This window comes from Neobacillus sp. DHD-1R (genome assembly GCF_057747995.1).
Genome location: NZ_CM173232.1, coordinates 1517301 through 1536548, shown reverse-complemented (window position 1 = coordinate 1536548; position 19248 = coordinate 1517301). Strand labels below are relative to the sequence as shown.

Genomic DNA, 19248 nt, shown 5'->3' with positions numbered 1-19248 from the left:
CTAGTCATTTTTCGTAATAATAGATATCCCTCCCAAAAGCCCCATCTTGAAGCTAATTACTAGATAAAAAGTAAAAAGTATGTAAATTCAACAGCAAAGAAACTATTTTAAAACCACGGAAAATAAAAAAGGCACAATTCCTTGTTATGAAAGGATTTGTGCCTTTTTTGATGACGACTTGTAAAAGGATCGAACCTCCTTCCAAATCCCACCGTAATTTCAGAGGAAGAATTCGATCAGGCCATGATATAATAAAGTGAAAAATGAAACAAAAAAACCAACATCAGGTAGATGTTGGCCTTTGTGATGATCTGAGAGGGATTCGAACCCCCGACCCCGTCCCTGTCAAGGACGTATTCTCCCGCTGAACTATCAGATCAGATATTAAGGTACATATTTAATTATATTTAAATATAGAAGAATGTCAATATCTTTTTATCTTCGTCGAACCTTTAAACGTAAGAACATTTTGTCGATTATGCCTGAATCAAAGTCCAAGCTTCATTTCCTCCATTAATTCTCCTCCATTCCACTCACAAACATCACCTCCCAAAAGCATTTCCTCAACAGTTATGTTAAAATGCTGTTGTACTAATTGAATCATGGGGGAAATGTCATATGCAATTTCCAAAAGGCACAATCAAAGAACATACCTTTCTAAGTAAGGCCCTTGGCGAGGAACTGCAGCTCCTTGTTTATCTGCCTGCAAACTTCTCGCCGCTTTATAAATACTCCCTGATCATCACCCAAGATGGCCAGGATTATTTCAAATTTGGCCGAATCGGGCGATTAGCAGACGAGTTTCTTTTTCAAAGAGAGATTGAAAATGTCATAATTGTGGGAATACCTTATAAGAATGTTGAAGACCGTCGTCGAAAATACCATCCAGATGGTGACCAAAACCAGCAATATATTCGCTTTCTTGGACATGAACTGGTGCCTTTTCTTGATTGCGAGTATCCCACCTACCATATGGGATCAACAAGGGCACTTATTGGTGATTCACTTGGGGCCACGGTCTCATTAATGGCAGCCATCCAATATCCGCATACCTTTGGAAAAATATTGTTACAGTCTCCGTTAGTAAATGAACGGATATTGCAATTAGTCGGAGACTTTACGGAAGGACAACTTGTGGAGATCTATCATGTCATCGGCACTCAAGAAACAGCCGTAACAACCACGGATGGAAAGGTAATGGATTTCCTTACTCCAAACCGTTTACTTCAACAAGTAATATCTGAAAAAGCGATTCCATACTTTTATGAAGAACTGAACGGGAATCATACATGGAAAACTTGGCAGCCAGACCTTAGACGTGCACTTAAAATGTTATTTTAGTCTCATTACTATTTTCACAAAAAGTGTTTCCTTCATTTAAGTCGTTTAATATTTTTTGAAAATTTGCTATAATAGCAAGAAGGCTTTTTTTGACGATTATTTTTCTAAAAAAATAATTTCATTTAATTGGAGGTAACCGTATGAAATTTGGTGTTGTCATTTTCCCATCAAAAAAGCTTCAAGACTTAGTAAATTCTTATCGCAAGCGCTATGATCCGCATTATGCCTTAATTCCTCCACACCTAACATTAAAGAGTGCCTTTGAGGCTACGGAAGAGCATGCAAAAGAGTTTGCTGATAAATTACGTCAAATCGCTGGTAATACCAGTTTTTTCTCTTTAAAAGTTTCGAAAATCAGCTCATTTCAGCCTGTTAATAATGTTATTTATTTTAAAGTAGAACCAACAGAAGAACTTACTAACTTACATGCTCAAATAAATCATGAAATTAATGAACAATCCCAAGATTATGCCTTTGTTCCACATATTACACTTGGTCAAAACCTTTCTAATGATGAGCACTCAGATGTCTTTGGTTCACTCCGAATGACCAAAATTAATCATGAAGAGACAATTGACCGTTTTCACCTGCTTTATCAATTAGACAATGGCTCGTGGACAGTTTATGAAACATTTCGGCTTGGAAAGGAATAGTTGAACGTGACCGTGAAAGTTGTTGAAAATCAAACAGAACTAGAAGATGCTTTTACAATTAGAAAAATTGTTTTTGTAAATGAACAAAATGTCCCCATCGAAGAGGAAATCGACCAATATGAGGATGAAGCCACTCACTTTGTCATGTATGATGATGGTTCCCCTATCGCTGCCGGCAGATTCCGAGTCGTGGATGGCTACGGAAAAGTAGAACGTATATGTGTTTTAAAGGATGCCCGTAAGACTGGTGCTGGAAAGACAATCATGAACGCAATCGAAAGTCATGCCAATAAACAAGGATTACGTAAGCTGAAGCTAAATGCTCAAACCCATGCGATTCCTTTTTATGCCCGTCTTGGTTATGAAGTGGTCTCTGAGGAATTTTTAGATGCAGGAATCCCTCATAGAACCATGGTGAAAGAAGTTTAATTCATTGAAGCACTTGCCAAAATTAACGGCAGGTGCTTTTTGTTTTAACAATTGGATATAAAAGGATACTCTTTCGATTATGCTTTGGTTTTGTTATGATAGAACATGTCTTATCTATCGAAATAGAGGTTTAAACATATGAAAATAGCTATTTATCAAAACCAACAAATTAATCTTGAGCATCTTCCTCGAGAACAATTTCAAAAAATATATCTTGCCGGAAAAAATGATGAACTGCGTTGCCCGGTCTGTCAAGAAAAAGTGCGCATGTTTCTTGGTGTCCAAAACACACCACATTTTTTCCATGCCCACGCTCCTGAATATCATTGCCCTGACCCACTGACGCCCATTAGTAGTACAGACGATTCAGAACTTTATATCGAGCGGAATGGATTTAAAATACCGCAAGGAAGAACCATTGCCACCGTTTCCTCAAAAAGTGTTGAACTCTTCAAAAATGCTATCCGGATGGCAGGCATTCACCCATTTAAACAGAATAACAGTGACAGCCAGAAAGAGCTCCCTCCCTTTTTAAAGCTGCTGGCTGAAAATGGTGTCGTCCTTGATGAAAGTCAGGCTGCCGCTGTAACAGAAACCGAAGGCTCGTTATTAGTGCTTGCTGGTGCAGGAAGTGGGAAAACACGTGTATTAACCGCACGAACTGCCTACATGTTAGAGGTCAAGCAGATTAATCCACGTTCCATTATGCTGGTAACCTTCACTTCTAAGGCTGCTGGCGAAATGAAAAACCGATTGCTCTCCTATCCTAAGATGAAACGGGAAAAAATCAACCAACTGGTAACAGGAACGTTTCATAGTATTTTTTACCGGATTCTTATGTTTCATGATCGAGCGAATTGGTCGCCAAATAAGCTGCTAAAAAAAGAATGGCAGCGGGATAAAATACTCAAAGAAGCAGGCAAAGAGCTAGGCATATCGGAAAAAGAATTTGCCTATGATTTAGCATTACAGCAAATTGGTTTCTGGAAAAATTCGCTTCTGTTCCCTAACGAGGTTAAGCCCACATCCGAGTGGGAAGAAAAAGTCGCGTTCCTTTATCAAAAATATGAAGAATATAAACAGCAAGAAGGACTTTTTGATTTTGATGACATGTTAATTAGCTGTTATCAACTTTTGAAGTCCAGCACCTCTCTCCTTGAACAATATCAAAATAGCTTTCATTATTTTTTAATCGATGAGTTTCAGGATATTAATAAAGTGCAGTATGAGCTAATCAAACTGCTGTCGGGAAAACATCGAAATGTATGTGCTGTTGGAGATGATGACCAGGCAATTTACTCGTTTCGGGGCAGTGATCCCACCTACCTAATTGAGTTTGAAAAAGATTTTCCAAATGCCAAAATGGTTACGCTTGATCATAATTACCGTTCTTCCCATGAAATCGTTGAAGGTGCCAACCAAATCGTATCGGCAAATAAAATGAGACGAGCAAAAAAAATGAAGGCACAATTTTCATCTGGGGAACCCCCGCTGTTATTTTTTCCATATGATGAAGAGGAAGAAGCGACCATGATCGTTACAGACATCCAAGAGCAGATATCAAGGGGAGCACACCCGGGAGAATTCGCGATCCTTTATCGAACGAATGCTGGCTCACGTGCGGTGTTTGAGCGCTTAGCCAGCTCGAATCTACCCTTTAGAATCGATCAGGATACAGAAGCATTTTATGAACGATATATTGTCAGAAGCGCCCTTGCCTTCTTACGGATGAGTGTAAATGAAGATGATTCAAAAGCGTTAGCGGATATTTTACCATTATTATTTTTAAAACAAACGGTCTTAAAAGAAGTAAAGGCACAAAGTATTCTTAATGATTACAGCTTTCTTGAGGCGCTTTCTCGCTTGAAAACCTCTCATGCCTTTCAAGAGAAAAAACTAAAAAAAGCGGTAACACTCATTCGTGGCCTTAAGCATTTGTCTCCATCGACAGCGATTGAACAGATTGAAAAAGATATTGGCTTTCTTGATTTTCTAAAGAAGCGTGGAAATGAGTCGAGTAAGCTAGAAAAAGGTTCTGATGACCTCAAGGATCTTAAAGTGGCTGCAAAGAGCTTTGATTCCATCAAGGCTTTGTTGGTCCATGCTGATCATATGTCTGCGATGAATAAGGAGATAAAGAATTTAAGTAAGCATTTTACCGATGCCATTACCCTTAGTACCATACATCGGTCTAAAGGGCTGGAGTACAAAACGGTTTATATCATCGGAGCGGTAGACGGAAGCCTGCCGCATGACTTTGCACTGGAAGCTAATCGAAATGGAGATTTTACGGCTTTAGAGGAAGAACGAAGATTATTCTATGTTGCCATGACAAGAGCAAAAGAGCAGCTATTTATCTCTGTTCCAAGTAACCGACGAGGAAAAAAAGCAAATCGTTCTCGGTTCTTAACTACTTTAAATAAAAAGAGGAAGACCAATTTTTAAATAAAAATGGGGCTTCCTCTTTTTATTATTTTTTATTCATCATGTTTGCAATCGTATTGAAGTCTAGCTGCTTACCGTCATTAACGATTGATTTAACAATTTGATCTTCCATATCTTTACTTACCGGTTTATTAGCAATTTGAGAAACTCTGCGAATAACATTACGAACTGTTTTTTCATCTTTAAAATTAGCATGTTGCAGGGAATTGGCTAACTCAAAGATATCTTTCATATTAACGCCTGTTTTCTTTTCAATGTTTTTAAAGAACCCATTATCCATTTTGAAAATTCACGCTCCTTCATAAACTACTTTATTCTATGAAGAAACGAGAAAAATGTGATTAAAGGTAAGAAAAGCGGAAGCGCCCTGTTCAGCGGCGTATGGCCTCCTCGGAAAAGCTAACGCTTTCCCTTCGTGCGATGCCAATGCTACCGAAGCCTTCCTTATGGAGCGCTCCAACTGAGATAAAGGAAACACGAAGAGCCGGAGGCGCATTCGTGCTTGACTTATCATAGGGCGGAGAGCGAAGGACACTAGCCGCTAGGGCGCTGGAGCTGGACAATAAGAAAGGGCTGGCCACTTTTAGGGGCCAACCCTTTCCATTGAACAAGCTCTTATTTATTAAAAGAAGCTTGCACCAACAATGATCAAAAGGATGAACAATACAACGATAAGAACGAAAGTTGAACCTCCGCCATATCCGCCGCCGTATCCGTAGCCGTAACCGCAACCGCCATATCCGAAGCCCATAGACTGTCACCTCACTTTCGGTAGTCTCATTAATAACATATGAAATTAACGAATAATGTGTACTAGGCATGACATCCTAATCGCTAAATTGGATATGAAAATGTGTTATTCACCCTTTAGGCTTGAAAATCAGTGCACCAATAAAACCAAAAATAATTGCCGCAGAGATCCCGGAGCTTGTTACTTGAAACATCCCAGTTAATACACCAATAATTCCATGGGCCTTAGCATCCTGTAGAGCCCCATGAACAAGGGAATTACCAAAGCTTGTTATTGGAATAGTTGCTCCCGCACCCGCGAAATCGACCAACGGTTCATAGAGACCGAACCCATCCAATATAGCCCCTACAACTACGAGTAAACTCATTGTATGTCCTGGTGTTAGTTTTGCTACATCAAATAATAACTGACCAATGACACAAATGAACCCGCCTACTACAAATGCCCAGAAAAACATCGCGAGCATACCCTCACCCCTTTTCTCTATTCATCTCAATTGCTACAGCATGGGCAATACATGGAATGGATTCGTTTTGCTGAAAGCTAAGCGGCGACAATAGTGCACCTGTGGCAACGACTAACATTCGTTTATATGTACCTTTCTTTAATTCATTTAGGAGATGTCCATATAAAACCGTTGCTGAGCAACCTGCCCCACTTCCGCCTGCTTGAACAGGCTGATTTTCTTTATACATTAATAAACCGCAATCTTGAAATTGTTTCCGTTCCAATTTTAAGCCGCTTTTGTTAATTAATTCAAAAGCAGTATCATGCCCAATCCTTCCTAAGTCACCGGTAACAATTAAATCATAATAGGATGGATCTAATTGCATGTCGCGAAAATGGGCCATAATGGTATCTGCTGCAGCCGGTGCCATCGCCCCGCCCATATTAAACGGATCTGTTAACCCCATATCAATAACTTTTCCGATTGTGGCAGACGTTGTCACAGGGTGTTGCCCTTCAGACTCATTTGGCTCAATAAGGGCAACCCCCGCACCCGTGATTGTCCATTGTGCTGTGGGAGGCTTTTGGCCTCCATACTCTGTCGGGTAACGAAATTGCTTTTCAACTGCCGCATTATGGCTTGACGCTCCTGTCAAGACGTGTTTTGCACCTTGGTAGTTAACGACAAAAGAGGCTAATGCCAACCCCTCCATCGATGTAGAGCAGGCCCCGAAAAGACCGAAATAAGGAATCTGCATGGTTCTTGCAGCAAAGCTAGTTGGAGTAATTTGATTGATCAAGTCACCGGCAAATAAAAATTGCACCTGTTCTTTTTGAACATTACCTTTTTGCAATGCCACTTTCATCGCTTCTTCAAGCAATAGACGATGGGCCTTTTCATAGGACTCTTTTCCCATCCAAAGATCTTCATATAATAAATCAAAATCATTTGCCAATCTTCCATTTGCTTCAAACGGCCCTCCTGTTACACCTGTCGCCGTGATCATTGGCCGATTTTCAAATACCCATGATTGATGCCCTTTTAACAATTAAATTACCCCCCACATCACGAGTAGTGTCTTAATTAAGGCTACAACGAAAGCAGAAAATACACCAAATAATATCACCGTGCCCGCAAGTTTAAACATATTTCCGCCTACCCCTAACACAAACCCTTCTGTACGGTGTTCAATTGCAGCTGAGATGACAGAGTTACCAAATCCAGTAACCGGCACGGCACTTCCTGCACCAGCAAACTGCCCAAGGCGATCGTAAATGCCAAAACCTGTTAATAACATGGAAAAAAAGACCATCGTTGCTACCGTTGGATTTCCTACATTCTGCTCTGTAAAATCAAAGAAATATATGTAAAAATAACTGACAGCCTGCCCAATCACACAGATGAGGCCGCCAACCCAAAAAGCCTTAATGCAATTCTTCAACACTGGTCGCTTAAGTTCATGCTTTTGCTGAAGTGTTTGATAGTTCTGCTGCTGCGGGGTCATGTTTTTTTTGTTGCTCGCCATCTTGATTCTCCCTTCCTTACTTCAGATCTTCCGTCATTTTGACAATTTGATTAAAGCGTTTTTCGGCCTCGGAGTGAGAAAATTTTGTTGATTTCATGCGCTCCTTCAGCCTGACTGTTTCTAAAAAAATCTTATAGTCGCTAGAGACGGTAAAGTTTTCTTTCGGATATTTTTCCTCCAACATCTTATTCAAGTTCTTTTCAATTTTTTTCATTTTAAATCGGTGTAAATGCTTTACTTTATAAACAACAAGGGTATCCCTTTTTCCCTTTACAACAGCAACATCATAGATTTCTGGAAACGAACTTACTTCCTTTTTAATTTCATCCACCCGGTCGGTGTTCTTACTCTGAATTGTCATGACCGGATTAGGATTAGTCGTTTTTATCAATGCCATTTGACTGTCCTTAGCCGGTTGAGTTGGATTACAGGCCGCTAATAAAAATAAACAAGTACATATTATCAATCGATAGATAGTAATCATTTGCTTCCCTTCCTTGTAAAATTATTTGAGTTTCGATTACTACATAGTTTTTTCGATAAAGACAAAAATTATGAATGAATAAGCTAATTATCTTTTGTATAAAAATTAAAAAACTGCCAGATTACCAGCAGTTTTTTCGATTACTTAGATGTTTTTTTACCACAGCCGCACCCTTTTTTCTTTTTTTGAGTTGTCGATCGAACAGGCCGTTTGGTTTTCTGGCTTTCTTTTTTGTTATTCATCGTTTCTCTCCCCTCGGAGTTCATTCATAACTACTGTCAGAATATGTTCTCAAGCGTAATCTTGTCTCAGCAAAAAGCTTATTTTTCAAGGAAATTTTGTACCAATAATTCTAAAATGGACGCCAAGCCTGCAACAGCTAATATGAGGATAAAGGGTGTAGAAAAAACTGGGCAGATATAATGGATACCGACGATCAGGGCAGCCGACCAGATCCCTGTACACCAATAACAACTGAGCAATTCACCTATGAATTTCTTTATGCCTGTTTTCTTTGGCATGTAATAGACCTCTATTTCCCCCTCCTCATTTTCCTCCTGTATTTCATCATAAAAGGGCTCACGCAAAAATTCAAAAATTTTATCAAATACTAGTAATCTTGTCAGCCTAAAGCTTGAAAGTGCTAAAAAAATGAAGGTTAACAAGGTAATTTTCATGGGTGAAAGTCCTTTCTACAGACGAATAGATTATTAACCAGGCCTAATTTTTCCAAACAAGGCGTTTGTCCGTTACCCAAATACGCTCTATAAAATATGTTAGTAATGTAAGATATATCACGGAATAAGGAGGAAATATTAATGGGTTGTGGAAATAGTAATAACTCGTTTAGCAGTGAAAGCTGTGTATGCGAAGTAGTTCGAGCTATTAAAGATATTCAAGATAATGCTGTTGTAGAAGCAGAAGAATGTGCAGAGTGTACCAGTTGTTTTACCGAACCACTAGGATCGATGGTATCACCAACAAGGAGAGAGCCGGTCGATACTCGTGTATTTGTTTTAAGTACAGATGACGGTACTCCATTTCATGCATTCTTAACACATGAGTGTGAGGCATGTGTATCCATCTACTTTCGAGTGGAAGAAGTATTTGACAACTGCTGTGCAACACTTCGCGTATTAGTACCAGGCCACCGCGATAACAATGGTCAATTTGCTCCGATTAACCTTGTGTCAACTGGAGACAAATGTTGCATCGACCTTAGTAAAGTTTGCAAGGTTGACAGATTCCGCGCTAGCAGAGATTGCATTACAGTTGACTTAAACTGCTTCTGTGCAGTTCAATGTATTGCAGACGTAAATCTTGGCCTTTGCAATTAGAAATATGAAATGAGCCAGTCGTCAAGCGGCTGGCTTTTTTTTGCCTCCACATTATCTTTTGATCCCAATCATCATGATGTTTGTTAATTCATGAAGCGGAATTGTTAAAGATGTTTGATCGTGCATTTGAATTGTTACATGAAGTTCGTCGTACGCTGTTAAGTACCCCTGAACATTTTTTTCAGCGGTATAAAAGACGCAAGGTACAGGCGGGAGGACTTTTGGAAAGTTGATTAGATAGTCTAAGCGCTCAAGTAATTCCATTTCTTTGAAGGGCTTTACTCTATTTAACGAGGCACGCGATTTTTCTTTTTGTGGAGCAGTTGAACTAATTGGCAGATTTTCTGGTTTAACTTCTGTTTCGTGGACAGGTTCCTTTTTCGCTAGGGAAATGGTCTTTTTGGGTTCCTCTTCTAGCAGCATCATTTCGTCCTCAATTAGTTCAAGTTGCTGCTTGTTTGTATATATTTCCTGCATATTGGTATAGGTAGGAGTTCTTTTAAACGACTGTTGGATATAGAGTAGAGGTCCTTGTTTTTTTTTCGTGGACACTTACCGCACCTCCTATTTACGTAATCATACAATCTATATGTATGCGAATTGCCTACACTCGTTCATGGAAATTACAAATATAAAAACAAAAAAGATGTCTCAAAAGGGTCAGACCCTTTTGAGACATCCTCTATTTTTACAGAATATGATATCCGGAGTCGACGTGGATGTTTTCACCGGTAATACCACGGGAAAGGTCACTGAATAAGAATACAGCTGTATCGCCAACTTCCTCAGGCGTGGTTGCTCTTCTTAGTGGAGCTTTTTCTTCAATTTCACTTAAAATCGAATTAAATTCCCCAATTGCCTTTGCGGATAAAGTGCGGATAGGGCCAGCAGAAATAGAATTAACACGGATGCCATATTTTCCTAAATCGGCTGCTAAATAACGGACGCTTGCATCCAATGAAGCCTTAGCTACACCCATAACATTATAGTTTGGAATCGCACGCTCACCCCCCAAATAAGTTAAGGTAACAATGCTGCCGCCATCTGCCATTAAGCCCTTAGCTTCTTTGGCAATTGCAGTTAACGAATATGAGCTAATATTGTGGGCAAGCAAGAATCCATCCCTCGATGTGTTCGAATATTCCCCTTTTAAATCTTCTGTTTTTGCGAATGCGATACAGTGAGCCACGCCATGAATCGTGCCAACTGCCTCTTTTATGTCAGCAAAACACTTTTCAATCGCCTCATCACTAGTAACATCACACGGAAGGACTAATGTTCCTTCAGCTTCTAAGGAATTAGCCAATTCCCGGACACTACTTTCGATTCTTTCACCTGCATAGGTAAAAACTAATCTTGCGCCTGCGTTGTGAAGTGAGCGGGCTATCCCCCATGCGATACTGCGTTTATTGGCTACGCCCATTACAACATATGTTTTTCCAGTTAAAGAAAGATTCATATTGAAAAGTCCTCCTACGATAATTACAAGATATTAGTACTTGGTGCTAATTTTACACTAAATCGTCACAAATGAAAAGGATTGTCTTTTTTCATTAAAAAGCGCAATGCCCTGGTCAGCTGGACAATTCTCGAAGCCAAAACTTTTAAATTTTATAATTGGATAAACACGTTAATATATTTCACAAAATTCCAATTCTCTTTTCAATTTATCCACATACGCTTTCGAGCCTGTAACAATTAAACGATCATGCATTTGCAATTCTGTGTCACCATGGGGGACAATTGAATCTTTGCCTCTAAAAATACGGACAAAAATGATATCACCTGTAAAGGGAAATCTCCGCAGTGGCATTTCATCAAACTGTGCGTTCCTCATGACAATTTCATATAAGCCTGTCTCTTGATTCGTTAATATTTTAAGGACTGTAGGTGATTCAATTAATGCGCGAAGCAGCGTCTTCGTCGACATAAAAGAGGAAAAAACCTCGATGTTTTGCTCACGAAGATTTTGTTCTAAGCTGAGGCTTTCAATCCTAGCGATTACCCTTGGAACACCCTTTTCTTTAATCGCAATGGATAATGTTGCATTCACCGTTTCATCTCCAGTAGAAACCACGACAATTTCTGATTGATAAACCTTTGTTTCAGCAATAGTTTCAGCAAAATAATCCGGGATTTCCACAATATCAAATAGCGAATTGGCAATCTGTTTTTCTGACTTCTCCATGTTTGTATGATATAAAATTGGATCATACAGATCGGACTTTAACTCTCTAGATAAGGCAAGCGTAATTTGGGTTGCACCTAAGAAAGCCACACTGACCTGTTTACTGGATGCCGCTTCTATAGGAAAAAGCTTCTTAAAGACAATTGGGGTAAAAATGGACGTAATAACTGCAACCAATATTAAGGTCCCACTCATCTGTGGTGATATGACATTCAATCTTTCACCAATGGTAGCTGCGGCGATAACAAGGGAAAGGGTTGATGTCAGTAAAAATCCAGAAGAAATCACCGTTTTAATATCATACCAAATTTTCAACAGGTAAACTGGCACAAGCTTTGATAACAGCAGCCCAATCAGTAAGAGTGGAATTAAAAGGAGGAGCTTTTTTTCACTAAAAAGGGACCAGACATCAAGATTCACACCAATCATCACAAAAAAGATTGGAATTAAAAATCCATAGCCAAAGGAGTCCAGCTTATGGACAAGCTCCTGGTTTGGCGATAATAATGAAACTAATACACCTGCTAAAAAGGCTCCGAGGATGTTTTCTGCGCCGACCGTTTCGGAAAGACCGACTAAAACAATGATCAGGGTAAAAACTGCTCTTGTACCAATTTGAACGGTCCCCGTTGATAGAGCCTCGACAATAGTACGATTTTTAAACCTTTTCCCAACAAAATACAGGACGATCCCCGCAGCAAACAAAATCAATAGCAGCCAAGTACTTCCATGTCCCTTCTCATAAAGGGAAACAAACACAGCAAGCAAAATCATCGTTACCAAATCCGCAATCACAGCTACAAGGAGTATGATCTGACCGATAACGGTTTTCATAAGGTGGGCTTCCTTTAAAGTAGGAACGACCACTCCAAGTGAAATTGTTGAAATAATCAATGTCATTAAAAAAGCATTGCCAATAAAACCGGCCAATACAAACAAATAGGATAGACCAAGAGAAACAATAAAGATTCCGGCAAATATGATCGCTGCTACAGCAAAGGTATTTGGTTCCTTTTTACCGTTTGGAAGAAGCTCCCGCTTTTTGCTGCCAGTAAAGGCGGTAAAATCAATTTCGAGACCGCTTAAAAACATGAGAAAAATAAAGCCAAGCGTGGAAAGTGTGGAGAGCCACATATCTTCATGGACAATATCGAAGCCACTTTTCCCAATTATCAAACCCATAATAATTTCAGCTACTACTACCGGGATAAAATTCATTTTAAACCGATGCAGGATAATTGGTGTTAAAAAGGCCATTGTGACAACGACTAGTAGAGAAATAACCGAAACATGTTGTTCCATTTTTCACCTCTCAAAACTATGATTTCTTTCTTTTTATAAAAACAATCTTTTTAACAAAAAATAAAATTATCTACTGGGGGTGCAACAGATGAAAATAGATATTATTGGTGATATTCACGGGTGTTTTAGTGAATTTAAGGATTTAACGCTCAAACTTGGCTACCATTGGGATAATGGAATACCTATTCATCAGCATAACAGGGTTCTTGGTTTCGTTGGTGACTTAACTGACAGGGGACCGGCTTCTTTAAATGTAATTGAAGTTATTTGGGAGCTGGTCATTCACCATAATTTGGCCTATTACACACCGGGCAATCACTGCAACAAGTTATATCGCTTCTTTCTAGGGAACAAAGTTCAGATTAAACATGGCCTGGAAACAACTGTCGCGGAATATGAGACATTATCCAAAACTGACCAGACATCCATTCGAACAAAGTTCATTCAACTTTATGAAAAAGCACCCTTATACTTGGTATTAGACGAGAATAGGCTCATAATTGCACATGCGGGAATTAAACAGGAATTCATCGGGCAAACACATGGCAAAGTCAAAGAATTTGTGCTTTACGGTGATATAACTGGTAAGCAAAACCCTGATGGAACACCAGTCAGAAGAGATTGGGCAAAAACTTATAATGGTGATGCATGTATTGTTTATGGGCATACACCTGTGAAAGAGCCGCGGATTATTCGAAATACTTTTAACATTGATACTGGCGCTGTTTTTGGCGGCAGACTTACAGCCTTACGATACCCTGAAATGGAACTGATTTCTGTTCCTTCTACTATGCCATATATCGAGGAAAAATTTAAACAATTTGATTGACCATGGAGTTTGTTCCTTTAAAGATTAGAGTTTGACAATTTTAAGCTGTTTAGTATTCACCTTGTTTAAGATCCACTAAAACTAACAGGCTGACTATATAAGCTAGTCAGCCTCAATGATTTTATACATATCCTGAGGAAGCGGCACAGTAAGGGTCATTTCCTCTTTTAAGAATGGGTGGACAAATCTTATTTGCCTGCAATGAAGGGCCTGCCTACCTATTAAGGTAGACTCACCTCCATATAAATCGTCCCCGAGCAGCGGATGTCCGAAAAATGACATATGTACTCTAATCTGATGAGTCCGTCCTGTCTCGAGCTGTAGTTCAATATGAGTAAAAGAACGATGCCGATTTAATACCTTGTAATGGGTACAAGCATATTGGCCGTCAGGACGCACTTGCCTTTCGATGATACTATCGTCTTTTCGGCCAATTGGTTCCTTGATTGTACCACTATTCGTTACAAATAAACCAGCTGCAAAAGCCTCATATGTCCTTTTAACCTGACCGTTCTGCTGCATTTTGCTAAATAAATGATGGACATGACGATGTTTGGAAATTAACACAATCCCTGATGTATCACGGTCAAGCCTGGTCACAATGTGGGTTGTTGCTTGGAGGCCAACCTTCTGATAATATCCAATAAGGGCATTAGCTAAACTTCCCGCAGGGTGTTCCCTTGAAGGAATGGTATTCATTCCCGCCGGTTTGTTCACTACAAGCAGATACTCATCTTCATAAAGGATGTTCAACGGAATATCCTCACCCTTTAACCCTTCACTTGGGATTTCCTCTGGAAAAATAACCGTTAACACATCATTCTCCATCAACTTATATCTGACATTTACTTCCTTATCATTCACAAGAATGCTTCCGCCCTTAAACTTAATATCTGTTAAGGCAGTATGCGAGATTTCTTGTTCTTTTAAGAATTCTTTTATTAATAGTCCAGTTTGTTTACCCTCAATTACCCAGTTCATATGAAATCGAGAAACCCTCAACTGTTCATCCCCCGCTTCAATCAGAAATAAATGAATCATGCACCCTTTTCCAGAATGGAAACGGTCGAAAGCGGGCAAAACGAATTTTTTCCTCTGGCACCCGGAACTGAATCGATTTTACATCCTTATGGAGTAGTGTCAAGTGATCAATCGTTACCTGAAAATCAGAGCGATTAACGGGTTTTAACATACAGGTATGATGTGCTGGAAGAATCAATGGAGACCCCACCGTCCTAAATACCTTGTTATTAATCGATGCCATTTCTGCTACTTGAAGGGCAGATATAGAAGGGTGAATAATCGCTCCTCCAAGTGCTTTATTATAGGCCGTACTTCCTGAAGGAGTGGATACGCACAATCCATCACCACGAAACCGTTCAAACTGCTGCCCACGAATCTCTACGTCCATGACAAGTGTTCCCTCCACACTTTTTACGGTAGACTCATTCAAGGCTAAATACCGTGATTCCTTCCCTGCATGGGTATAACGGATAATGACCTCCAGCAAAGGGTATTCTACGACTTGAAAGGGAGTTTTAGCAATGGCAATCACAAGTTTTTCAATTTCATCAGGAATCCAGTCCGCATAAAATCCAAGATGACCCGTATGAATTCCGACAAACGCCGTTTTACTTAAACGGCTGCTATAGCGATGAAAAGCATATAGCAACGTTCCATCGCCACCAATAGAAACAACTATATCTGGCTGGTCTTCATCATAGATAAGATCAAAATCAAGTAAATACGTCCTCATTTTATGCATCAAGATATTTGATTTTTGATCTCCTTTTGAAGTAATCGCAAATTTCATAGTTTTATGCTCCTTGTATAAATGGCTTTCCAAAGGCAGTCCTGTCACTAGTTAGTTTCTTCTTGTTTCAATTCTTTCTTTCTTGTAAAAAAAGCTTGGGCTTCCTGAATTTCGCCGCGGATTAAAGACATTTCTTCATCGAGCCGAAAAGCGGCTTCTGCAGCTCTTTGCAATCTCATTTGGATATCTGTGGGAAAGATCCCTTTGTACTTATAGTTGAGCGAATGTTCAATAGTCGCCCAGAAGTTCATAGCGAGGGTCCTAATTTGAATTTCGGCCAGGATTTTCTTTTCTCCATGGATCGTTTGGACGGGGTATCGAATCACCACATGATAGGAGCGGTACCCGCTCGTCTTTTTATGGGATATATAATCTCTTTCCTCCACGATCTCCAAATCATTGCGGTTCCTTAATAAATTTACAACTGTATGTATGTCATCCACAAATTGACACATGATCCTCATGCCGGCAATATCCTGCATTTCCTCGTCTAAACTCTCCAGTGGGATACCCTTTTGATTAGCTTTATCGAGAATACTTGCAATGGGTTTTACGCGACCTGTAACAAACTCTATCGGTGAATGGGAAGAATCTAGTTCAAACTGTCCTCTCATCCCTTTTAATTTTATTTTTAACTCTGAAACAGCCTGTTTATATGGTGCTAAAAATTGATCCCAATGTTTCATGATTCCACCTCAAAATTATCACAAATTATCCTTAAAATATTTCTTCAACTTTGGTGACCATTTCCTTACCATAGTTACTATTTCCTTTAATATTGCTAATTACATATTCTAATTCATCCTGAAAATTTACAAGCTCTATTTGTTCACCCTCAAATAAAACCCATGCAGATATTTGTTGCTCGCTGGCAGTCTTTAGGACGGGCCAAATTGCTTCAGGTATAACAATGTATGTATATTCCTCTTGATCTTCCATTAAGTAAATGAATGAGCAATGATCAGAATCCACCAAAATTTGCTCCCCTGGAACTAATCCATTGATAGATTCATTTGTTTCTAAATATAGCTTCTGATCGATAATATTAGCGTTTAGGATTGTTATTCTTTTCATTATTTTTTACCTCCATCTTTCACCTATTTATTTTAGCATAATTCACCCATTTCTCCCAAGCATTGCAGTTGGAGAGAAAGAAGGAAGTGTTTATAGCTGGACAGCCATTCAAGTTCATAGGTATGATAAACTAATCATCGTTTTGAAAGGATGTGTTCCAATGTCAGAAAATCTTGAAATTGAATTTAAAAACATGCTTACAATCGTAGAATATGAAAGACTTCTTAAGGAGTTTAACATTCATAAAAAGCAAATTTTCACTCAAGAAAACTTTTACTTTGATACAGTTGATTTTGCTTTAAAACGAGCTGCCAGTGCTTTACGAATACGGAAAAAAGAGGGAGCTTTCGAGATGACCCTAAAGCAGCCAGCCGTTGTCGGACTCCTTGAAACCAATCAAATTTTAAGTAATGAAGAAGCATCGTTGGCTATTAATCATGGCAGGCTTCCCATTGGCTCAATCCAAAAGAAGATTGAAGAGCAGAATATTCCTTTTTCAAATATTGAGTATTTTGGTTCTCTCATTACCAATCGAGTTGAATTTGAATACAAAGGTGGATTACTTGTGCTTGACCATAGTACCTATCTAAATCATGAAGATTATGAATTAGAATTTGAAGTAGAAGACTATCAAGCAGGACTCAAAAGCTTTCAAGCAATCCTTACTCAATTTATGATTCCTGAACGAAAAACGGAAAATAAAATCCGCCGCTTTTATCATCAGAAATATACACAGTCTAACTAAATAGATACTAAGAATATATTCCCTGCTGATAAGTTGATTATTCCCTGCTAAATACGCACACAATTGTATACTTTAAAAGAGTGTCTAACTTTAAAAATAAACTTATTCAAAGCAATTAATTTGAGATATGAAATAGGCATTGTTAAAATATGAATACAAAAGAGATTAAAGGAGTTGTCAACATGATTGAGAAAAAGCTAACACCATATGAGGCAATTGGTGAACATACGCTGCACCGTCTTGTCGACACATTTTATGGCCTTGTTGCACAACATCCTGACCTAGCTCCGATTTTTCCAAGTGAACTCACAGAAACGGCTCGAAAACAAAAGCAATTCTTAACCCAATACTTAGGTGGTCCTACCCTCTATTCACATGAGCACGGCCATCCAATGATGCGGGCACGTCATATGCCATTTCCTATTACCCCAACCCGGGCAAAAGCGTGGTTAGCATGTATGAATCAAGCAATGGATACGGTTGGATTAGATGGTTCCTTAAGAGATGAGTTTTACGCCCGGCTAAATCTCACTGCCCAGCATATGATTAACACGCCAGATAGTGGCGAGATATCAGGTGAACAGCGTGGGTAATCCTAATACACCTAGTCCCAAGAAACGTTGCACTGGCAGTGAAAAAAAACCTATTGAAATATATATGTTTATTGATCCTTTATGTCCCGAATGTTGGGCACTTGAGCCGATTCTTAAGAAGTTACAAATTGAGTATGGCGGTTATTTTTCCATTAAACATGTTTTAAGTGGACGATTAGCCGATTTAAATTCAAGTAAAAAAAAGAACTATGAAAATATTGCTCAAGTATGGGAAAAAACGGCAAGTAGATCAGGTATGTCATGTGATGGAAGCCTTTGGTTAGAGAATCCAGTGGATAATCCTTATATTGTCTCGATTGCTCTAAAAGCTGCAGAATTACAAGGAAGACGTGCAGGTCTCCGTTTTTTTCGAAGAATTCAAGAAATGCTCTTTTTGGAAAAGCAGAATACTTCAAACCTAGAAGTGCTAAAGGAATGTGCAGCTAATTCAGAATTAGATGTAGAAGAATTCATGACAGATATTCATTCTGAGAGTGCAGCGAAGGCTTTTCAATGTGATTTAAAGATTACCTCGGAAATGGATGTGTATGAAATTCCAACCCTTGTATATTTCAATGAAAATATAGAAGATGAAGGAATTAAGATAACTGGTTCCTACCCATATGAGGTGTATGTCGAAATCCTTGAAGAAATGCTATCAGAAAGACCAGTAAAATCACCACCACCGCCATTAGAAACCTTTATGAAGTTTTTTAAATTTGTCGCTTCTAAAGAAATCGCTGTTGTCTATAACATGTCTATTTCCCAAATTGAACGAGAAATGAAAAAGCTGCTTTTGAAACAAATAGTGGAACAAATCCCAGCTAAATATGGAACATTTTGGAGATATATTGATGAGTAGGCAAATGCAGGTCCCATGGATCCAGCATTTGTCTTTTTTATTTCATGGAAAGTACAAAAGCATAAGCGCCCGTTTAGCGACGTATGGACTGGAGCACATCGACTGAGATAAAGGAAACACGGAGAGCGCTAGCGATTCGATGTTGACTTATCGTAGGGAGATGGGCGAAGTACACTGGGCGCTGGAGCTGGACGAATCTAACTAATCAAAAGTTATTCACAGTGATGCAATCTATTATTTCCTATAAAAACAAAATGCCTTGCAGCTATAGACTACAAGGCATTTCTCTATTAATACGAACAAAGGGGATGGGAGAAATTTTTCACGGTCAAACAAAGGGGTATATGTTTGTTGTGATCAACTTCACGAGTTAAATATACCATGTGGTCATAGTGATGACAATAAGTATGTGTTTTATTTCACAATATT

23 protein-coding genes and 1 tRNA gene are annotated in these 19248 nt (G+C 39.0%); 9 read left to right on the top strand and 15 right to left on the bottom strand.

Translation table 11 applies throughout. From position 1 onward, the window contains the following. Nucleotides 1-307: 307 nt before the first annotated feature. Nucleotides 308-379: transfer RNA gene (locus AC3ANL_RS07340), tRNA-Val, on the bottom strand. 239 nt (nucleotides 380-618) lie between these two features. On the opposite strand from AC3ANL_RS07340, the gene AC3ANL_RS07335 reads away from it, so the two are divergent. The 4 genes from AC3ANL_RS07335 to AC3ANL_RS07320 all read left to right on the top strand — a co-directional run bounded on the left by AC3ANL_RS07335 (nucleotide 619) and on the right by AC3ANL_RS07320 (nucleotide 4868). After that, nucleotides 619-1341 (top strand): alpha/beta hydrolase, encoded by a 723-nt coding sequence (locus AC3ANL_RS07335; RefSeq protein ID WP_488328573.1) that lies wholly within the window; start codon nucleotides 619-621, stop codon nucleotides 1339-1341. 140 nt (nucleotides 1342-1481) lie between these two features. After that, nucleotides 1482-1994 carry a YjcG family protein gene (locus AC3ANL_RS07330; RefSeq protein WP_488328572.1) on the top strand — a complete coding sequence of 171 codons (513 nt, stop codon included), beginning with the start codon at nucleotides 1482-1484 and terminating at the stop codon, nucleotides 1992-1994. Between the two features lie 6 nt (nucleotides 1995-2000). Beyond that, a complete protein-coding gene (locus AC3ANL_RS07325; RefSeq protein WP_488328571.1) occupies nucleotides 2001-2423 on the top strand; it encodes a GNAT family N-acetyltransferase in 423 nt (140 codons plus the stop codon). A 138-nt stretch (nucleotides 2424-2561) separates the two neighbouring features. Next, nucleotides 2562-4868, top strand: a complete 2307-nt coding sequence (locus AC3ANL_RS07320) for a UvrD-helicase domain-containing protein (protein WP_488328570.1) — start codon at nucleotides 2562-2564, stop codon at nucleotides 4866-4868. A gap of 25 nt (nucleotides 4869-4893) precedes the next feature. Here the strand turns inward: AC3ANL_RS07320 and spoVIF are convergent, their stop codons facing one another. The 7 genes from spoVIF to AC3ANL_RS07285 form a co-directional block, all read right to left on the bottom strand. Next, complete coding sequence (gene spoVIF / locus AC3ANL_RS07315; protein WP_488328569.1) at nucleotides 4894-5148, bottom strand: sporulation-specific transcription regulator SpoVIF; 255 nt, start codon at nucleotides 5146-5148, stop codon at nucleotides 4894-4896. Between the two features lie 342 nt (nucleotides 5149-5490). Continuing rightward, complete coding sequence (locus tag AC3ANL_RS07310) at nucleotides 5491-5619, bottom strand: YjcZ family sporulation protein (RefSeq protein WP_488328568.1); 129 nt, start codon at nucleotides 5617-5619, stop codon at nucleotides 5491-5493. A 109-nt stretch (nucleotides 5620-5728) separates the two neighbouring features. Continuing rightward, nucleotides 5729-6085 (bottom strand): stage V sporulation protein AE, encoded by a 357-nt coding sequence (gene spoVAE, locus AC3ANL_RS07305; protein ID WP_488328567.1) that lies wholly within the window; start codon nucleotides 6083-6085, stop codon nucleotides 5729-5731. 4 nt (nucleotides 6086-6089) lie between these two features. Further along, a complete protein-coding gene (spoVAD, locus tag AC3ANL_RS07300) occupies nucleotides 6090-7115 on the bottom strand; it encodes a stage V sporulation protein AD (RefSeq protein WP_488328566.1) in 1026 nt (341 codons plus the stop codon). Further along, nucleotides 7116-7592: a stage V sporulation protein AC gene (gene spoVAC / locus AC3ANL_RS07295; RefSeq protein ID WP_488328565.1), complete on the bottom strand. Its 477-nt coding sequence runs from the start codon at nucleotides 7590-7592 to the stop codon at nucleotides 7116-7118. 16 nt (nucleotides 7593-7608) lie between these two features. After that, nucleotides 7609-8076: a sporulation protein gene (locus tag AC3ANL_RS07290; protein WP_488328564.1), complete on the bottom strand. Its 468-nt coding sequence runs from the start codon at nucleotides 8074-8076 to the stop codon at nucleotides 7609-7611. 320 nt (nucleotides 8077-8396) lie between these two features. Then, a complete protein-coding gene (locus AC3ANL_RS07285; protein WP_488328563.1) occupies nucleotides 8397-8753 on the bottom strand; it encodes a DUF1360 domain-containing protein in 357 nt (118 codons plus the stop codon). 141 nt (nucleotides 8754-8894) lie between these two features. On the opposite strand from AC3ANL_RS07285, the gene AC3ANL_RS07280 reads away from it, so the two are divergent. Then, nucleotides 8895-9413: a CotY/CotZ family spore coat protein gene (locus AC3ANL_RS07280; RefSeq protein WP_488328562.1), complete on the top strand. Its 519-nt coding sequence runs from the start codon at nucleotides 8895-8897 to the stop codon at nucleotides 9411-9413. A 51-nt stretch (nucleotides 9414-9464) separates the two neighbouring features. Here the strand turns inward: AC3ANL_RS07280 and AC3ANL_RS07275 are convergent, their stop codons facing one another. From AC3ANL_RS07275 to AC3ANL_RS07265, 3 genes are all read right to left on the bottom strand, one after another. Then, entirely contained in the window at nucleotides 9465-9965 is a 501-nt protein-coding gene (locus AC3ANL_RS07275) for a CotO family spore coat protein (protein WP_488328561.1), read from the bottom strand. Nucleotides 9966-10101: 136 nt separating this feature from the next. Next, a complete protein-coding gene (gene fabI / locus AC3ANL_RS07270) occupies nucleotides 10102-10872 on the bottom strand; it encodes an enoyl-ACP reductase FabI (RefSeq protein ID WP_488328560.1) in 771 nt (256 codons plus the stop codon). 171 nt (nucleotides 10873-11043) lie between these two features. Next, entirely contained in the window at nucleotides 11044-12903 is a 1860-nt protein-coding gene (locus AC3ANL_RS07265; protein WP_488328559.1) for a monovalent cation:proton antiporter family protein, read from the bottom strand. 88 nt (nucleotides 12904-12991) lie between these two features. Here AC3ANL_RS07265 and prpE point away from each other — a divergent pair, with 88 nt between their 5' ends. Then, complete coding sequence (gene prpE, locus AC3ANL_RS07260) at nucleotides 12992-13732, top strand: bis(5'-nucleosyl)-tetraphosphatase PrpE (protein ID WP_488328558.1); 741 nt, start codon at nucleotides 12992-12994, stop codon at nucleotides 13730-13732. 102 nt (nucleotides 13733-13834) lie between these two features. Here the strand turns inward: prpE and AC3ANL_RS07255 are convergent, their stop codons facing one another. From AC3ANL_RS07255 to AC3ANL_RS07240, 4 genes are read right to left on the bottom strand one after another with little or no spacing between them, the layout of a single operon-like run. Beyond that, on the bottom strand, nucleotides 13835-14773 hold the full coding sequence (locus AC3ANL_RS07255) for an RluA family pseudouridine synthase (RefSeq protein WP_488328557.1): 939 nt from the start codon (nucleotides 14771-14773) through the stop codon (nucleotides 13835-13837). Further along, nucleotides 14751-15545, bottom strand: coding sequence for an NAD kinase (locus AC3ANL_RS07250; protein ID WP_488328556.1), 795 nt, complete (start codon nucleotides 15543-15545; stop codon nucleotides 14751-14753). The genes AC3ANL_RS07255 and AC3ANL_RS07250 overlap by 23 nt, the downstream gene beginning before the upstream one ends. Nucleotides 15546-15592: 47 nt before the next feature. After that, complete coding sequence (gene yjbM, locus AC3ANL_RS07245; RefSeq protein ID WP_488328555.1) at nucleotides 15593-16231, bottom strand: GTP diphosphokinase; 639 nt, start codon at nucleotides 16229-16231, stop codon at nucleotides 15593-15595. A 31-nt stretch (nucleotides 16232-16262) separates the two neighbouring features. Then, nucleotides 16263-16619, bottom strand: a complete 357-nt coding sequence (locus tag AC3ANL_RS07240; protein ID WP_488328554.1) for a UPF0738 family protein — start codon at nucleotides 16617-16619, stop codon at nucleotides 16263-16265. A gap of 160 nt (nucleotides 16620-16779) precedes the next feature. Here AC3ANL_RS07240 and AC3ANL_RS07235 point away from each other — a divergent pair, with 160 nt between their 5' ends. From AC3ANL_RS07235 to AC3ANL_RS07225, 3 genes are all read left to right on the top strand, one after another. Continuing rightward, nucleotides 16780-17364, top strand: a complete 585-nt coding sequence (locus AC3ANL_RS07235) for a CYTH domain-containing protein (protein ID WP_488328553.1) — start codon at nucleotides 16780-16782, stop codon at nucleotides 17362-17364. A gap of 182 nt (nucleotides 17365-17546) precedes the next feature. Further along, a complete protein-coding gene (locus AC3ANL_RS07230) occupies nucleotides 17547-17957 on the top strand; it encodes a globin domain-containing protein (RefSeq protein WP_488328552.1) in 411 nt (136 codons plus the stop codon). Continuing rightward, entirely contained in the window at nucleotides 17950-18819 is an 870-nt protein-coding gene (locus AC3ANL_RS07225; protein ID WP_488328551.1) for a ClpXP adapter SpxH family protein, read from the top strand. Before AC3ANL_RS07230 ends, AC3ANL_RS07225 begins: the two co-directional genes overlap by 8 nt. The last annotated feature ends 429 nt before the right edge of the window (nucleotides 18820-19248 follow it).

Excerpts from the sequence above, each read along its gene's own strand:
- AC3ANL_RS07320 (WP_488328570.1), top strand. The coding sequence starts at position 2,562 with ATGAAAATAGCTATTTATCAAAACCAACAAATTAATCTTGAGCATCTT.
- spoVAC (WP_488328565.1), bottom strand. The coding sequence starts at position 7,592 with ATGGCGAGCAACAAAAAAAACATGACCCCGCAGCAGCAGAACTATCAA.
- AC3ANL_RS07235 (WP_488328553.1), top strand. The coding sequence starts at position 16,780 with ATGTCAGAAAATCTTGAAATTGAATTTAAAAACATGCTTACAATCGTA.
- prpE (WP_488328558.1), top strand. The coding sequence starts at position 12,992 with ATGAAAATAGATATTATTGGTGATATTCACGGGTGTTTTAGTGAATTT.
- fabI (WP_488328560.1), bottom strand. The coding sequence starts at position 10,872 with ATGAATCTTTCTTTAACTGGAAAAACATATGTTGTAATGGGCGTAGCC.
- AC3ANL_RS07335 (WP_488328573.1), top strand. The coding sequence starts at position 619 with ATGCAATTTCCAAAAGGCACAATCAAAGAACATACCTTTCTAAGTAAG.
- AC3ANL_RS07250 (WP_488328556.1), bottom strand. The coding sequence starts at position 15,545 with ATGAAATTTGCGATTACTTCAAAAGGAGATCAAAAATCAAATATCTTG.
- AC3ANL_RS07230 (WP_488328552.1), top strand. The coding sequence starts at position 17,547 with ATGATTGAGAAAAAGCTAACACCATATGAGGCAATTGGTGAACATACG.
- AC3ANL_RS07290 (WP_488328564.1), bottom strand. The coding sequence starts at position 8,076 with ATGATTACTATCTATCGATTGATAATATGTACTTGTTTATTTTTATTA.
- spoVIF (WP_488328569.1), bottom strand. The coding sequence starts at position 5,148 with ATGGATAATGGGTTCTTTAAAAACATTGAAAAGAAAACAGGCGTTAAT.
- AC3ANL_RS07285 (WP_488328563.1), bottom strand. The coding sequence starts at position 8,753 with ATGAAAATTACCTTGTTAACCTTCATTTTTTTAGCACTTTCAAGCTTT.
- yjbM (WP_488328555.1), bottom strand. The coding sequence starts at position 16,231 with ATGAAACATTGGGATCAATTTTTAGCACCATATAAACAGGCTGTTTCA.
- AC3ANL_RS07240 (WP_488328554.1), bottom strand. The coding sequence starts at position 16,619 with ATGAAAAGAATAACAATCCTAAACGCTAATATTATCGATCAGAAGCTA.
- AC3ANL_RS07330 (WP_488328572.1), top strand. The coding sequence starts at position 1,482 with ATGAAATTTGGTGTTGTCATTTTCCCATCAAAAAAGCTTCAAGACTTA.
- spoVAE (WP_488328567.1), bottom strand. The coding sequence starts at position 6,085 with ATGCTCGCGATGTTTTTCTGGGCATTTGTAGTAGGCGGGTTCATTTGT.
- AC3ANL_RS07265 (WP_488328559.1), bottom strand. The coding sequence starts at position 12,903 with ATGGAACAACATGTTTCGGTTATTTCTCTACTAGTCGTTGTCACAATG.
- AC3ANL_RS07310 (WP_488328568.1), bottom strand. The coding sequence starts at position 5,619 with ATGGGCTTCGGATATGGCGGTTGCGGTTACGGCTACGGATACGGCGGC.
- AC3ANL_RS07280 (WP_488328562.1), top strand. The coding sequence starts at position 8,895 with ATGGGTTGTGGAAATAGTAATAACTCGTTTAGCAGTGAAAGCTGTGTA.
- AC3ANL_RS07255 (WP_488328557.1), bottom strand. The coding sequence starts at position 14,773 with ATGATTCATTTATTTCTGATTGAAGCGGGGGATGAACAGTTGAGGGTT.